The organism is Comamonas sp. 4034, from assembly GCF_050434545.1.
In the GTDB taxonomy this organism is placed as follows: domain Bacteria; phylum Pseudomonadota; class Gammaproteobacteria; order Burkholderiales; family Burkholderiaceae_C; genus Comamonas; species Comamonas odontotermitis.
In genome coordinates, this window is the sequence record NZ_JBNDIT010000006.1 from 109,335 (window position 1) to 124,543 (window position 15,209).

Below are 15,209 nucleotides of genomic sequence, written 5' to 3' on the forward strand. Positions count from 1 at the left end.
CTGGCTTTCGATCTTTCGATTGTGCGGCACAGGGCCGGGTCGCTTACTTGGCAGCCAGGCGCTGCCAGGTATCGATCACGCTGTCGGGGTTGAGCGAGATCGAGGCAATGCCCTGGTCTGCCAGCCACTGCGCAAAGTCGGGATGGTCCGACGGGCCCTGCCCGCAGATACCCACATACTTGTTCTGCGCACGGCAGGCGGTGATGGCGCGCTCCAGCATCTTCTTGACGGCGGGGTCACGCTCGTCAAAATCGGCAGCCAGCAGTTCCAGGCCGGAGTCACGGTCCAGGCCCAGGGTGAGCTGGGTCAGGTCGTTCGATCCAATGGAGAAACCATCGAAGTATTCCAGGAACTCATCTGCCAGGATGGCGTTGGATGGCACTTCGCACATCATGATCAGCTCCAGCCCGTTGTCGCCGCGCTGCAGGCCGTTGGCGGCCAGCAGCTCGGTCACGCGCTTGGCCTGCAGCAGGGTGCGCACGAACGGAATCATGATCTTCACATTGGTCAGGCCCATGTCGTTGCGCACGCGCTTCAAGGCCTCGCACTCCATCTTGAAGGCTTCGCCGAAGTCCTTCGAGATGTAGCGTGCAGCACCACGGAAGCCCAGCATCGGGTTTTCTTCATCGGGCTCGTAGCGGCTGCCGCCGATCAGCTTGCGGTACTCGTTCGACTTGAAGTCGGACATGCGCACGATGACGGGCTTGGGATAGAACGCTGCCGCAATGGTGGCCACGCCTTCGGTGATCTTGTCCACGTAGAAAGCGCGGGGCGATGCATGGCCACGGGCCACCGATTCGACCGCCTTCTTCAGATCGGCATCGACCGCTGGGTAATCCAGGATCGCCTTGGGGTGCACGCCGATGTTGTTGTTGATGATGAATTCCAGACGGGCCAGACCCACGCCTTCATTGGGCAGTTGGGCAAAATCGAATGCCAGCTGGGGGTTGCCCACGTTCATCATGATCTTGGTTTTGATCGGCGGCATTTCGCCACGCTTGACCTCTGTCACCTCGGTTTCGAGCAGACCATCGTAGATCTTGCCGGTGTCACCTTCGGCGCAGCTGACAGTCACCAGGGTGCCGTCCTTGAGCAGCTCGGTGGCGTTGCCGCAGCCGACCACGGCAGGAATGCCCAACTCGCGCGCAATGATGGCCGCGTGGCAGGTACGGCCGCCACGGTTGGTGACGATGGCCGCCGCCTTCTTCATCACCGGCTCCCAGTTCGGATCGGTCATGTCGGTCACCAGCACATCACCGGCCTGCACCTGGTCCATCTGCGAGATGTCGGACACCAGGCGCACGGGGCCGGTGCCGATCTTCTGGCCAATGGCGCGGCCTTCGGCCAGCACGGTGCCGCTGCCCTTGAGCTTGTAGCGCTGCTCCGCCTGGCCCTTGGATTGGCTCTTCACCGTCTCGGGGCGGGCCTGCAGGATGTAGAGCTTGCCGTCGGTGCCGTCCTTGCCCCACTCGATATCCATCGGGCGGGCATAGTGCTTTTCGATCACCAGGGCGTACTGCGCCAACTCCTGCACTTCAGCATCGGTCAGCGAGTAGCGGTTGCGCAGCTCGGCAGGCACATCGGTGGTCTTGACCAGCTTGCCCGAAGCAGCCTTCTCTTCCGGCGTGGCAAACACCATCTGGATCAGCTTGCTGCCCAGGTTGCGGCGGATGAGCGCCTGCTTGCCTGCCTGCAGCATGGGCTTGTGCACGTAGAACTCGTCGGGATTGACGGCGCCCTGCACCACCGTCTCGCCCAGGCCATAGCTGGAGGTGATGAAAACCACCTGGTCAAAACCCGATTCGGTATCGATGGTGAACATGACGCCTGCGGCACCCTTGTCCGAACGTACCATGCGCTGGACACCGGCGGACAGCGCCACCACATCGTGGGCAAAGCCCTTGTGCACGCGGTAGCTGATGGCACGGTCGTTGTACAGCGACGCGAACACTTCCTTCATCTTGTGCAGCACATCGTCGATGCCCACCACATTGAGGAAGGTTTCCTGCTGGCCGGCGAACGACGCGTCGGGCAGGTCTTCTGCCGTGGCCGAGGAACGCACGGCAAATGATGCCTGGTCATTGCCTGCCTGCAGGGTCACAAAGGCCTCGCGGATGGCTTTTTCCAGATCGGCAGGGAAAGGCTGGCGCTCGACCATGGCGCGAATTTCCGCACCCACTTGCGCAAGTGCGCGCACATCGTCCACATCCAGCGCCGCCAGTTTGGCGCTGATCTTGCCAGCCAGGCCTTCATAGGCCAGGAACTCGCGGAACCCGTAGGCCGTGGTGGCAAAGCCGGTGGGTACGCGCACGCCTTGCGGCAGTTGCGAGATCATTTCGCCGAGCGAGGCGTTCTTGCCGCCTACGACCTCGACGTCGGTCATTCTCAGGTTCTCAAACGGTACGACCAGGGCGGTCGCGCTGTAGAGGTTGGACATGGTGGAGCTCCGGAAGTTAAAAACTGTGATATCTGGCAGAGGCGTCCACGGCCGCAGATCAGGCGGTGGCACGCACGCAGGTACTCCATCCGGGCCATGGCTGGCGCGGGCGTCTGGCTTTGTATTTGTACTGGTAGGCCGGAGTACATGCGGGAAATGTGAATAATGGGCGTCATTGTAGGCGTGCCGCTGCCGTTTTGCTTGTGACTTGGTTAACACCAGGGTCAAGAATGACGAAGGCGCAGCAGACGGGCCGCTGCCTGCTACAAAAATAGTTTCCTATCGCTTGAAAACACGCAGTCGCTATGCACCAACGCACGATTTTCTTTATCTCTGATGGCACCGGCGTGACAGCCGAGACCTTTGGCCGCGCCATCATGAAGCAGTTCGACATCACCACGCGCGCCGTGCGCCTGCCCTTTGTCGATACCGTGGACAAGGCCCACCAGGCGGTGCGCCAGATCAACCACACCGCCGAGCAGGAGGGCAAGAAGCCCATCGTCTTCACCACCCTGGTCGAGCCGGACACCGTGCAGGTGGTGCACGACCACTGCAAAGGCCTGGTGATGGACATGTTCTCCACCTTTGTGCAGCCGCTGGAAGACGAGCTGGGTGCCAAATCGCACCACCGCATCGGCCGGTTCACCGACATCAGCGAAAGCAAGGAGTATTTCGAGCGCATGGAGGCGATCAATTTCAGCCTGGCGCACGACGACGGGCAGACCAACCACGACCTGGCTGGCGCAGATGTGATCCTGGTGGGCGTGAGCCGCAGCGGCAAGACCCCTACCAGCCTGTACCTGGCCATGCAGTTCGGCCTGAAAGTGGCCAATTACCCGTTGATCCCCGAAGATTTTGACCGCCAGCAGCTACCGCCCGCCCTGCTGCCGTACAAGAAGAAGATCTTCGGCCTCACGATTGCCCCCGAGCGCCTCAGCCAGATCCGCAACGAGCGCCGCCCCGAGTCGAAGTACGCCAGCCTGCAGAACTGCCGCATGGAAGTGGCCGAAGCCGAATCGATGATGCGCCGCGCCGGCATCCAGTGGCTGTCCACCACACACAAATCCATTGAGGAGATTGCGGCGGTGGTGCTGCAGGAGCTCAAGGACGAGGATTGAGCGCCGCGGCCATCGCCGCATCCGGGGCCCGCGCATTCCGTCACACAGCTTTACACCGGCTATACGCCATGCCAGGCCCGGCTTGCTATAACGGATGGAATTCTTTACACGTCAAACAGCCCTCGATCATGCATTCATTGCGTTTCCACCTTGCCGGCTGCTGCGCCAGCGTCCTGCTGCTGTGCGGGGCCGCGCAGGCCGCCCAGCCCGGCGCCTTTTCCGTCACCGAAACCAAATCCGCCGTCGGCAACAAGGCGGCCAAGCCTCCGCGCACCAAAGACCGCTGTATCGGGCCGGAGCTGGTGGACAAGGAGGGTTTTCTGTACCCCGACATGATCCTGTCGCAGCATTTCAGCCAGTGCCGCATCAAGGACAGCAAGCTGGTGGGCAAGAACCGCAAGGAATGGACGGTGGCCTGCGGCAAGATGCTGACCGCCCAGGCCTACCAGGTGAACACAGGCGCAGACTTTCGCCTGCACATCAATGCCCAGTTGCTGGGTGGCGCGATGAAACAAACGCTGGACTATGAAGCCACATCGCTCCAGCGCGCCTGCACGGCAGACGACAGCCCCCTGGAATGAAAATGCAGCTTGGCGCACGGCTGTAAAGCGCCAACCGCTATAAAAACAATAGAAGTCGCCTACCCGCCAACGCGTGCGCCCGCGCCTGCAAACAGGTACTGCTGCGTTCCGTCCGGCGCGATAGTGGCAAAGCAGCCCACCCCCCACACGTCGCGCATGGTCTGCGGCGAGAGCACCTCGGCCACCGGGCCGTGCAGGCAGCCACCGCCGTGCACCAGCAGCGCGTCATCCGCATAGCGCAGCGCCAGGTTCATATCGTGCACAACGACGACCACGCCCACGCCTCGCACCTGCGCCCAGTGCTGCAGCAGGTCCATGGAGCGGTGCTGCCAGGCCAGGTCCATGGCGGCGGTCGGTTCATCGAGCAGAAGCCAGCGCGCCTGACCGCCAGCAGGCGGCTCCCACACCTGTGCCAGTGCGCGCGCCAGATGTGCGCGTGCACGCTCCCCGCCTGAGAGGCTGCGCACGCTGCGGCCTGCAAAGGCCTCCATCTGCGTGGCAGCCATGGCGTCGCCAACAATGGCGGCCTCGTTGCGACTGGGTTGCAGGCGGTGGGCATAGCGGCCCAGTTCCACGACTTCCTGCACGGTAAAGTCAAAGGCCACCGAGCCGTCCTGCACCATCATGGCGCGGCGCCGGGCCAGATCGGCAGCCGACCACCTGGAGAGTGGCAGGCCATCGAGCAGAACGCGGCCCGCATGGGGCGCCCACCGGCCCGTCAAGGTGGCCAGCAGGCTGGATTTGCCAGCGCCGTTAGGCCCCACAATGGCCGTGAGCCTGCCGGGCGCAATGTGGGCATGCAGGCGCACCAGCACATCGCCACCGGGCACGCCAACTTCCAGCCGATCCAGCTGCCAGCCACTGTCCTGGACAGACGGACTGCCACAAGAGTCCTGCGCCACCATTTTTGCTACTTTGTTGATAGCTATCTGCGCTTCATGGTCGGGCACCTGCGTGCTGGATTCCCTGAAAACCTCGAATGGTTTGAACATGCACTCCTCCCTACAGTTGCCGCCGGAACTGGCGCAGCATGGCGAGGAACAGCGGAACCCCGACCAGCGCCGTCAGCACGCCCAGCGGCAGTTCAGCCGGAGCAACCACTGTGCGCGCAAACGCATCGGCAAACACCACCATGGCCGCGCCCAGCAAGGCAGATGCGGGCAGCACTACGCGGTGATCCGGCCCGGCGATCAACCGCACCCAGTGCGGCGCCACCAGGCCAATGAAACCAATCATGCCGCACGCTGCCGTGATGCAGCCCACCACCAGCGCCGCCACGATGACGGCCAGGCGCTTGGTGCGCTCCACCGCCACGCCCATCAGGCTGGCCTGCGCCTCGCCCAGCGCAATGGCGTTGAGGGGCTGCGCCAGGCGCTGCGCCACCAAGGCACTGGCAGCCACCACGGCGCACGCCACGATGGCCACCGGCCAGCGCGCGCCACCCAGGCTACCCATCAACCACAGTTGCAGGTTGCGCAGTTGCTCGTCGGTCGACAGAAAACTGAGCAAGCCCAGGCCCGCCATGGCCAGCGCATTGATGGCCACACCTGCAAGCAGCATGACACCGATGCGGGTGCCGCCACCTGCCTGCGCCAGGCTGTAGATCAGGCCCGTGGTCACAAGACCACCCGTGAAGGCGCACAGCATCAGCGGCCAGCTGCCCAGGCTGCGTGGCACCGAGGGAAACCACAGCGCGCCCATCACAATTAGCGCCGCAGCCGCCAGCGCAGCACCGCTGCTCACCCCGATCAGGCCCGGGTCGGCCAGCGGGTTGCGAAACAGCCCCTGCATCAAGGCGCCCGCCAGACCCAGGCCGGCGCCAGCGGCCAGGCCCAGCACCAGACGCGGCGCGCGAATGGCGGCGAACACCTGTTGCTCGGTACTGCCTGCGCCCGTGCCGCCCTGCCACCAGTGCTGCAGCGCGCTCCAGGCAATGGCGGGAAGCCGGGCTGCGTCGATGGCAAAAGCCCCCTGCCCGGCCGCAAATACGAAGGCGGCCAGCACCAATAAAGCCATCAGGCCGATGGTGTGGGCCTTTTTCAGTCGAAAAACGCCCTTCTGGCGCCTGGGTTGGACGCCAGACGCTATTAAAATTGAAGCATTGCTTGATACACCCTGCCGCCCGGCACGCGCCGAACCGGCAGATTGCAATGGAGACGGGCGCTCGGTACCCGGCGCCAGGCGCGAGCCCGCGGCGCCAGTTGCAGTCACGGCATCGCTCATGCCTGCACGGCCTGCAAACCCTGGTGCAGGGTACGTACCGCCAGTGGCAGGCGCGGGCCAAAGCCGAGCAGCTGGCTGGCTTCCAGGGCGATCAAGGCCTTGTTCCTGTAGGCGGGAGTCAGCGCAAGTTCCGGGCGCGCCCAGAACTTGGCCTCTCCGCCCACCGCCTCCACGCCCTGTGTAGTCGTCACGATCACCTGGGGCGCAGCCTGCGCCATGGCTTCTGCCGTCAGCGGCCGGTAACCGCCAAAGCCTTGCATGACATTGCTGGCCCCACCCATGCGCAGCAGCGCATCGCCCGCTGTGCCCTGGCCCGCCACCTGTGGCGTTCCGCTGTGCGACAGCACAAACAGGGCGCGCGGCAAACGGTTCGCTGCCACCGTGGTACGTACCAGGGCCTGCACCGCGTCCCACTCCTTCTGCAAATCCTGGGCCATTTGCGCGGCCTGCGCCTGTCTGCCAGTGGCCTGCCCCACCAGCCGGATCTTGCGCAGTACCTCATCCCAACTGTGGTCCGACTGCACCAGGGCAATGGCCACGCGGGTCTGGGCGATCTGCTGCAGCACCACGGGAGGGCCCGCTTCGGTGGTGCCGATCACCACATCGGGCTTGAGCGACAGCACGCCTTCGGCGGCCAACTGGCGCACATAGCCCACCTTGGGCATGCGGTTGGCAGCTTCGGGGTAGTTGCTGGTGGTATCGCTGCCCACCAGCAGGGACTGCGCGCCCAGCTGGTAAACGATCTCGGTCAACGCACCACTCAGGCTGATAAGGCGCGTTGCCGCAGGCGGCTCAACGCCTACATAGGGCTGCAGCGCCGCCTTGGCGCCGCCATCCACTGCATTTGCTACATTTTTAGAAGCTGCTGGCGCAGACTGGGCAAGCGCCAGGGTGCCAAAGGGCATCAGGGCTGCGCCGCCAGCGGCCAGCAGCCACGCGCGGCGGTTGGCATGGGGGCCGTTGCTGCGCTGGCCCGCGCGAGAGAAATCATCCATGGCCGCCTCCTTACGCCGCAACCGCCTGGGCGTCCAGGCGTGGCAGGCTGGTTGCCAGCGCACGCCAGGGGGCCAGTTCGGGCTTGCCGGGCTTGCGTGCGCCAAAGAACATGGCCATCAGATCGCCATAGGCGTCAAATACTTCCACCGATGTCACGGTGCCATCGCTGGTGGGCTTTTCCACGAGCCAGACATTGGCAATCATGTCGGTGCGCATGTGCAGGTTGAAGCCTGTGTCGAGCACATTGATCCATTCGGCAGTCGGCGTTGTCATGGGTTCCACGCGCTGCACCGGGCCGCTGTGGATCTGGATGCAACCGCCGCTGCTGACGAACACCATGATGGGCGTGCCTGCAAAACTGGCCTCGTTCAGGAGCTGGGTCACGCTGTCCTTGGCCAGCGGCCAGGCAAAGCGCTCCTGCACCAGGCGGAAGGACTGCTGCCGCTCGGCGCCTGCATTCTTGATGACGCTGAAGAACTCGTGCGTATCCTGCATGGCAGCCCAGGCCGCTTGCAACGCCGGTACATCCACGCTGCTGTCAGGCGGCACGCTCACGGGCTTGCGTGGCGTAGGGGCGTCAAAGCCGGGCAAAGCGGCCACATCCACATCCGCTGCGCAGGCAAAGCGCGCCACCAGCGCGCCCCAGGCGGCCAGGTCGGTCGCCTCACGGGCAAACACCTTATGCACAGCACGGCCCGCGCGGTTGTAGAACTGCAGGCTGCGCAGCACGGTGCTGCCGCCGTGGGCAGACGCCTCCTGCACCGCGTAGGCTGCGTGCCAACCGGCAAAGAAGAGGCGCAGGTCAATGTCCTCCCCCACCGCCAGCCCCACCTGCATGCCCGGCTCGCCACTGGCGCTGAGCTGGGTGTAGATACCGGTCTTCTCATGCACGGTACTGGCATTGCGTGTCAGCGCCATCACGGGTCCACAGGGCTCCAGTGCCTTGAGCACCTCGATCCATCCGCCCTGCGGGGCCTGCAGCGGCTGCACCTGCAGCGTGCTGGTCTCGCGGGCATCTGCGGCCAGCAGTTGCACGGCATGCGCTGCAATGGCCTCGCCTTCACTGCTGCCAGCGGCCTCTGCCGCATCCTTGGCGCGCAGGCCCTTGGCACGTTGCACGGCATAGGCCTCGCGGACCTGCGCGGCGCGGTCGCTGGTCAAGGCGGCAGGTTTGGTTTTCGTGGTGATCATCGGAATGCTCCTTTTTCAATAGCTAGTGGCGCTTATTACGAAAGCGCCGTCGGCTCATTTGGCTTAAAACTCTGCCACCAGGGTGATCTTGGCGGACCGTCCGGGCTGGGTGTATGCATCGATCACCGCCAGATTGGAGGCAAGACCCCTCACGTCCGACCAGCGCCAGACCTTCTTGTCGGTCAGGTTGTAGAGACCGACGTTCAGGCGCAAATCCTTGCGGATGCGCCATTGCGCAGTCAGGTCCACCACGGTGGCCGACGGGTTCAGGAACTGGGTGCCGCCCGAAGGATTGACGGTGTCCTTGGCCTTCTTGCCCTGGGAGTAGTTCAGGCCCAGCTGTGCTGTCCACTGGGCGGCATCGGCGCGCAGACCCAGGGTGAGGCGCTGAGGATCGATGGACGAAAGCGGCTCGCCGCTGGTGGTGTCATGCCCCTGGGTACGGCCCCATGCGAAAGGCGTGCTCCAGCCGATGCCCGCATAGCGCCCCCAGTCGGCACGGCCCTTGACCTCCAGCCCGCTGATATTGACCTTGCCGCGGTTGACGGACTGGAAGATGAGTGGATCGTTTGGTGCACCCGTACCACCCACCTGCACGAGGTCGTCGATGAAGTCCTTGTACCGGCCGGTGAACGCGGCCACATCGAGCGAGACATTGGCAAGCCGACCCCGTACGCCCACCTCGAGGTTCTGGCTCGTCTCAGGCTTCAGATTGGGGTTGGGAATGGTCTTGTAGTTGCCGACCGGGTTCTCGAAAAACGCGTTGACCTGCCCCGCATTGGGCGCGCGGAAGCCCTTGGCGTAGTTGCCAAACACACGCCAGTCGGAATTCACCTGGTACATCACGCCCAGCTTGGGCGATGTGGCATTGCCCGACAGCGACACCGCCTGCGCGTTGAAGCCCGCCTGGTCGGCCTTGATGCGGAAATGGTCGTAGCGCAGCCCCGGCGTGATCGTCCAGTTGCCAAAGCTGATCTCGTCCTGCCCGTACAGCGCCCAGCTCGACTCGGTGGTGTCGGGAAAGCGCTTGAGCGGAAAGGTCTCGCCCACGGGCGGCGTCACGCCGGTCTGCAGGTTTTCTACATCGGTGCGCACATAGTCCAGGCCGTAGGTGAACTGCTGCGCCATGCTGCTGCCGCTCTTGATGAGCTTGCGCGCCTGCACGTTGGCCTGGAAGGTCTTTTCCTGGTAGGTCACATCGCGCGTGCGGTCTGCAGCAGTGAGGCGGTCTTCGTAGATGAACTCGCGCGAATCGGCGTTCTGGTAGCTCAGCGATGCCTTTACATCGTCCAGCACCGGAGCATCAAAATTGCGCCACTCGCCCGCCCAGGTGCCGCGCGTACGTTTCATGTCGGTGGTGGATTCCGAATCGATCACAGCAGTGGAGGCCGTGGCCGGCGGCGCAGTGCGTGCCGTGTAGAGCTGGTAATCCACCTTTTTGTCGACATGCTCGACCGTGAAGGTGTGCTTCTGGTCGGCAGTCGGGCGCAGCACCACCTTGCCGAGCAGGGAGGCATCCTTGTCATGCTGCGGATTGGGCAGGGTGCGGCGGCTGTCGATGGTGTCGATGTCACCCATGTTCTTGAGCTCGCGGCTGCGCCCCAGGTTGACGCCCAGCAGCCATTCCAGGGAATCGCTGGGCTTGCCAGCCACCGTCAGGCCCAGGGTTTTGCCGGTGTTTTCGCTGTCATAGCCAATGCTTGCACGGCCGCCAAAGGTCTTGCCGTCCTTGAGCAGGTTGGACGGATCGGTCGTGATGAAGTTGACCAGGCCCGCCATGCCGTCCGAGCCGTACAGCGCCGAAGTGGCGCCACGCACCACCTCCACGCGCTGCACCAGGCCCACATCCAGATAATCGCGCCCGAAGGCGTTGGCGCTGAACACATAGCTGCGCGGCAAGCGGATGCCGTCCACCATCATCAGCACCCGGTTGCCATCCAGGCCACGGATGTTGAAGCCCGCATTCTGATCGCGCCCGGTACTGCCCGATGCCAGCGTAAAACGCGCCGGGCTGCGCTTGACGGACACGTTGGGCATGTCTCGCGCCACATCCCGGATGTCGCGCACCTGCTGCTCCTCCATCTGCTGAGCATTGAGTACATCAATGCTCATCGGCAACTCGTCAGGGTCCTGCTCGTGGCGCGATCCACTGATCACCATTTCCTTGAGCACGGGGCCATCGGCTGCAGCAAGCTGAACAACGGCCGGGTTGGCGGCGGCAACCGTGGTCGTGGCGGAGGTGTCCGGCGAGGTTTGGGCTCCGGCCGCTTGCGCGGCACACAGCAATGCGGCCAGCGCCAGCGGTTGCAACACCAGCACCTTGCCGGACTGGTTACCTGCAAACGCGCAGGATTCGGACGAAGGCATGCAGCGCATGCCGAAAAGAGGTGAAGCAGCCACGGACCGAGCTTTCAGACAACAGAGGTTGAACAGGGAAGCTGGCTGGGACGCGTGAGCACAAAGCGTTGCAGGGCGCGGTCAATCCGCGCTGGTCCGAGGCTGGCAGTTGCACAAATTATATGCGAATAGTTCTCATTTAAATCAAATTGAAAACATGTCGAAATGGCGGGTCTTGTGAGGCAACGCCTCTTTTGGTGCCAGGCGCTCGCCCTGTTCGCCTGAAAACGTGACGAAGGCCGGCCCGGCAACGCCCCTGCCCCCATCTCTGCCCACCTGCAAGCCAAGCACAAACAGCGCAGGTGTCCCCTTGGTGAAAACAATTAGAAAGAAAGTTTTCTAAAAATATATTTTTATGTATTAATTGAAAATTAAATTACACACCCACCGGAGACGCCATGCCAAATCCTCTCGCCAATCCCGTCCTCGAAGCCTTGCGCCAGCCCGGCGAACACGCCCATCTGACGCAACTGCGCCAGGATTTCCATCGCTGGCCCGAGATGGGCTTTGAGGAAAACCGCACCGCTGACCGCATTGCCATGGAACTGGGCCTGCTCGGCATTCCGTTTACCCGTGGCGTGGGCCGCACCGGCATCGTGGCAGTCATCGAGGGCGAGCGCACTGACAGCGGCCGTGGCGTTGGCTTGCGCGCCGACATGGATGCGCTTGCCCTGTGCGAACTCAACCGTTTTGGCCATGCATCGCAAAACCCTGGCGTGATGCACGCCTGCGGCCACGACGGCCATACCGCCATGCTGCTGGGAACTGCGCGCTTTCTGGCCAGAAACCGCCAGTTCAACGGCACCATCCACCTGATCTTCCAGCCCGCGGAGGAAGGCCGGGGCGGCGCGCAGGCCATGCTGGCCGACGGGCTGTTCGAACGCTTTCCCTGCGACGAGATCTATGCGCTGCACAACTCGCCCGTGCTACCCGTGGGTACCGTGGCGGTGGCGCCCGGCGCCTGCCTGTCGTCGGCAGACATGTTCACCCTGCGCATCATCGGCAAAGGAGGCCATGGCGCCCACCCGCACCTGGCAGCCGACCCGGTGGTGGCGGCCAGCCACGTGATCTCGGCACTGCACCACATCGTGCCGCGCAATGTGCCGCCCATGGAAAATGCCGTGCTCAGCATTTGCGCCATCCGTGGTGGCGACATGGAGGCACGCAACGTGATTCCGGATTTTGTCGAAATCGGCGGTACCGTGCGCACCTTCTCCAAATCGGTGCAGGATCTGATCGAGCGCCGCATAGCAGAAATCGCAGAGCAGACCGCAGCCGCCCATGGCGCGCGCGCCGAGCTGGAGTATTCGCGCCTGTTCCCGCCCACCGTCAGCACCGAGCGCGAGGCGGCCTTTGCCGCCCAGGTCGCCGCCAGGCTGGTGGGTGCAGAGCATGTGATCACCAAGCCCATGCCGTCGACGGCGTCCGAAGACTTCTCGTGCATGCTGGAAGCGCGACCCGGCGCCTACCTGCGTGTGGGCCAGGGCGGTGCAGAACAGGGCCGCACTCTGCACAACCCCAACTACGATTTCAACGACGAAATCCTGCCACTGGGTGCAGCGCTGCTGGCCAGCCTGGCACTGGATGCACTGCCGCTTCACACCAACCGCTGAGCAGCCGGACAGGCATCCAAGCAAGATAAAAATCCAGGAGACAAAGCCATGCTGACCCACCGCCCCGCCACCCCCAACTCCCCGATCGCAACGCGCCATGCCCCCTGCCCCTCCCGGTTGCTTGCCAAGGCAAACGCGCTGGCCATTGCAGCAGCCGCGCTGCTGAGCCTGACTGCCAATGCCCACACCTTGCGACTCGCCAACCAGGGCGACCCGATGTCGATGGATCCGCATTCGCTGCAGGAATCGTTCCAGCTGTCCTTTCTGGGCAACATCTACGAGCCGCTGATTGGGCGTGACCGCAATTTTGCGCTGACGCCGATGCTGGCCACCGCCTGGGAGGCGACTTCGCCCACCATCTGGCGCTTCAAGCTGCGCCAGGGCGTGAAGTTCCATGACGGCTCGGCGTTCACGGCCGACGATGTGATCTTCAGCTACCAGCGCACGCAGTCGGAATCGTCGGACACCAAGCTGTACGTGGCGCCGATCAAGGCCATGCGCAAGATCGACGCCTACACGGTCGAGATGGAGACGGCGCAGCCCATGCCCATCCTGCCCGACCTGCTGTCGGGCTGGCTGGTGATGGGCAAGAACTGGGCCGAGAAGAACAATGCCGGTGTTCCCGCCGATGTGCGCAAGGGCACGGAAAACCATGCCAGCCTGAACGCCAACGGCACCGGCCCGTTCCAGCTCAAGCAGCGCCAGCCGGGCGTGCGCACGGTGCTCGAACCCTTTGACGGCTGGTGGGGCCAGAAGGAGCACAACCTGACCGAAGTGGTTTTCACGCCGATCGCCAACAACGCAACGCGGGTTGCGGCCCTGGTCTCGGGAGAGGTCGACCTGATGGAGCCCGTGCCGCTGCAGGACATTCAGCGCATCCAGTCAAGCGCCAACCTGCAGGTGCTGCAAAAGCCCGAATTGCGCACCATGTACCTGGGGCTGGACGTGGGCCGCGATGAGCTGCTCTACAGCAACATCAAGGGCAAGAACCCGCTCAAGGATATTCGCGTGCGCCAGGCGCTCTACCAGGCCATCGATATCGAAACCATCCGCAGCAAGATCATGCGCGGCGCGGCCCAGCCTGCGGGCATCATCGTTGCGCCCGGCGTGCGTGGCTACGAGGCATCGCTGGACAAGCGCCTGCCCTACGACCCCGCAGCCGCCAGAAAACTGCTGGCAGAGGCGGGCTACCCCAACGGTTTCGAGCTGGGCCTGCACTGTCCTACCGACCGCTATGTGAACGACCAGGCCATCTGCCAGTCCGTCACCGCCATGTGGACGCGGGCGGGCATCAAGACCACCTTGTATGCAGAAACCAAGGCGCTGTACCTGCCACGGGCCTTCAAGCGCGATGTTTCGGCCTTTCTGCTGGGCTGGCAGCCCGCCAGCAACGACGCGCAGAACACGCTGTGGGCCCTGCTGAACACGCCCGCCAACGACGGGCGCGGCCGCTTCAACCTGGGCGGGTACGCCAACCCCAAGCTCGATGCGCTGACGCACGACATTGGCGTGGAGATCGATCCTGCCAAACGCCAGGGCCTGATGAAGGCGGCCTGGCAGATCGTGCAGGACGACATTCCAGTTCTGCCACTGCACAACCAGAATCTGGCCTGGGGCGTCAAACGGAACATCGACGTGGTACAACAGCCGGATAACAGCCAACCGCTTCGCTATATCCATGTGCGCTAAACGCCAGCAGCCTGCCAACGACCCGACCGTTCCTCCCGCCTATACGCCGCAGGCACAGGATGCGCCTGACCGCATCCGCGTGCACTACGGCAGCCTGACGAGCAGCCAGAGACAGGTTGCAGACTACCTGCTTGCGCATCCTTTTGAAGCTGCCACCCTGAGTATCGATGCCATGGCCGCCGAATGCACAGTCTCGGTGGCCACCATGAACCGCTTTGCCAGCGCCCTGGGCTACGGCAGTTACAGCAGTTTCCGCAACCACTGGCAGCAACTGCTGCAGCCGGGCATGGCACCGCTCGACAAGCTGCAGCAGCAGCGCAACATGCCCAGCACCGCCCACCGGCGCCTGCAATCCACCCTGCACAACGGCGCCGCGCAGGCGCAGACTGCAGCTGCCCTGCTCGACCCTGCAGCCACCGACGCCATGGGGCACCACATTGCCAAAGCCCGCCGCATTGCGGTGCTGGGCAGCGATGTGAGTGCCTATATCGCGGGGTACTTTGCCAGCTACGCCAGCCTTTTTCGCCCAGATGTGGAGTGCCTTCCCCAAGCCGGAGGCCCCAGCGAAACGCAGCGCAAGCTGATGTCGCTGGGGCAGGACGATCTGCTGCTGGCCATCTCGCTGCCTCGCTATTCCAGCCAGACGCTGGAGCTGTGCGCCCTGGCGCACGCACGGCAGATTCCCATCATCGCCATCACTGACCGCCCGGACGCCCCCATTGCCGCGTACACGCAGCAGATATTGCTGGCCCCGGCCCAGCACCCCATGCTGCCTGCATCAGCCATGGGCGTACTGGGTCTGCTTGAAGGGCTTTGCACCGTGCTGGCTGCCAGCAGCCCCTGGAGCGCGGAAGACATGCGCCAGCGTGCGCAGCTGGCCGATACGTTCCATGTGGACACCGGCCCGCGCGCCCGTGCGGCACGCAAGACCCTCTGAAACCTTCCACTTCGCCCGCCTCTGCCC

The 15,209-nt window shown here is 63.9% G+C and carries 11 protein-coding genes; 5 read left to right on the forward strand and 6 right to left on the reverse strand.

Going from position 1 to position 15,209, the window contains the following annotated elements:
- Positions 1-43: 43 nt before the first annotated feature.
- Entirely contained in the window at positions 44-2,437 is a 2,394-nt protein-coding gene (ppsA, locus tag ABIE32_RS08595) for a phosphoenolpyruvate synthase (protein WP_429015285.1), read from the reverse strand.
- 305 nt (positions 2,438-2,742) lie between these two features.
- On the opposite strand from ppsA, the gene ppsR reads away from it, so the two are divergent.
- Together ppsR and ABIE32_RS08605 are read left to right on the forward strand one after the other, a co-directional pair.
- A complete protein-coding gene (gene ppsR / locus ABIE32_RS08600) occupies positions 2,743-3,555 on the forward strand; it encodes a posphoenolpyruvate synthetase regulatory kinase/phosphorylase PpsR (RefSeq protein ID WP_224149620.1) in 813 nt (270 codons plus the stop codon).
- 128 nt (positions 3,556-3,683) lie between these two features.
- Entirely contained in the window at positions 3,684-4,136 is a 453-nt protein-coding gene (locus ABIE32_RS08605; protein ID WP_429015287.1) for a hypothetical protein, read from the forward strand.
- 59 nt (positions 4,137-4,195) lie between these two features.
- Here the strand turns inward: ABIE32_RS08605 and ABIE32_RS08610 are convergent, their stop codons facing one another.
- The 5 genes from ABIE32_RS08610 to ABIE32_RS08630 all read right to left on the reverse strand — a co-directional run bounded on the left by ABIE32_RS08610 (position 4,196) and on the right by ABIE32_RS08630 (position 10,913).
- Positions 4,196-5,128 (reverse strand): ATP-binding cassette domain-containing protein, encoded by a 933-nt coding sequence (locus tag ABIE32_RS08610; RefSeq protein WP_429015289.1) that lies wholly within the window; start codon positions 5,126-5,128, stop codon positions 4,196-4,198.
- A 10-nt stretch (positions 5,129-5,138) separates the two neighbouring features.
- Positions 5,139-6,152 (reverse strand): FecCD family ABC transporter permease, encoded by a 1,014-nt coding sequence (locus ABIE32_RS08615; RefSeq protein ID WP_429015416.1) that lies wholly within the window; start codon positions 6,150-6,152, stop codon positions 5,139-5,141.
- 203 nt (positions 6,153-6,355) lie between these two features.
- A complete protein-coding gene (locus ABIE32_RS08620; RefSeq protein WP_429015291.1) occupies positions 6,356-7,354 on the reverse strand; it encodes a heme/hemin ABC transporter substrate-binding protein in 999 nt (332 codons plus the stop codon).
- 10 nt (positions 7,355-7,364) lie between these two features.
- Complete coding sequence (locus ABIE32_RS08625) at positions 7,365-8,546, reverse strand: hemin-degrading factor (protein ID WP_429015293.1); 1,182 nt, start codon at positions 8,544-8,546, stop codon at positions 7,365-7,367.
- A gap of 63 nt (positions 8,547-8,609) precedes the next feature.
- Positions 8,610-10,913 (reverse strand): TonB-dependent hemoglobin/transferrin/lactoferrin family receptor, encoded by a 2,304-nt coding sequence (locus ABIE32_RS08630; RefSeq protein WP_429015295.1) that lies wholly within the window; start codon positions 10,911-10,913, stop codon positions 8,610-8,612.
- A 428-nt stretch (positions 10,914-11,341) separates the two neighbouring features.
- Between ABIE32_RS08630 and ABIE32_RS08635 the strand changes: the two genes are divergently transcribed.
- The 3 genes from ABIE32_RS08635 to ABIE32_RS08645 are packed head-to-tail and all read left to right on the forward strand — an operon-like array spanning position 11,342 to position 15,182.
- Positions 11,342-12,556: an amidohydrolase gene (locus ABIE32_RS08635; RefSeq protein WP_224149626.1), complete on the forward strand. Its 1,215-nt coding sequence runs from the start codon at positions 11,342-11,344 to the stop codon at positions 12,554-12,556.
- Positions 12,557-12,604: 48 nt separating this feature from the next.
- Positions 12,605-14,245 carry an ABC transporter substrate-binding protein gene (locus ABIE32_RS08640; RefSeq protein ID WP_429015297.1) on the forward strand — a complete coding sequence of 547 codons (1,641 nt, stop codon included), beginning with the start codon at positions 12,605-12,607 and terminating at the stop codon, positions 14,243-14,245.
- On the forward strand, positions 14,235-15,182 hold the full coding sequence (locus ABIE32_RS08645) for a MurR/RpiR family transcriptional regulator (protein WP_429015298.1): 948 nt from the start codon (positions 14,235-14,237) through the stop codon (positions 15,180-15,182). Before ABIE32_RS08640 ends, ABIE32_RS08645 begins: the two co-directional genes overlap by 11 nt.
- Positions 15,183-15,209 lie beyond the last annotated feature (27 nt).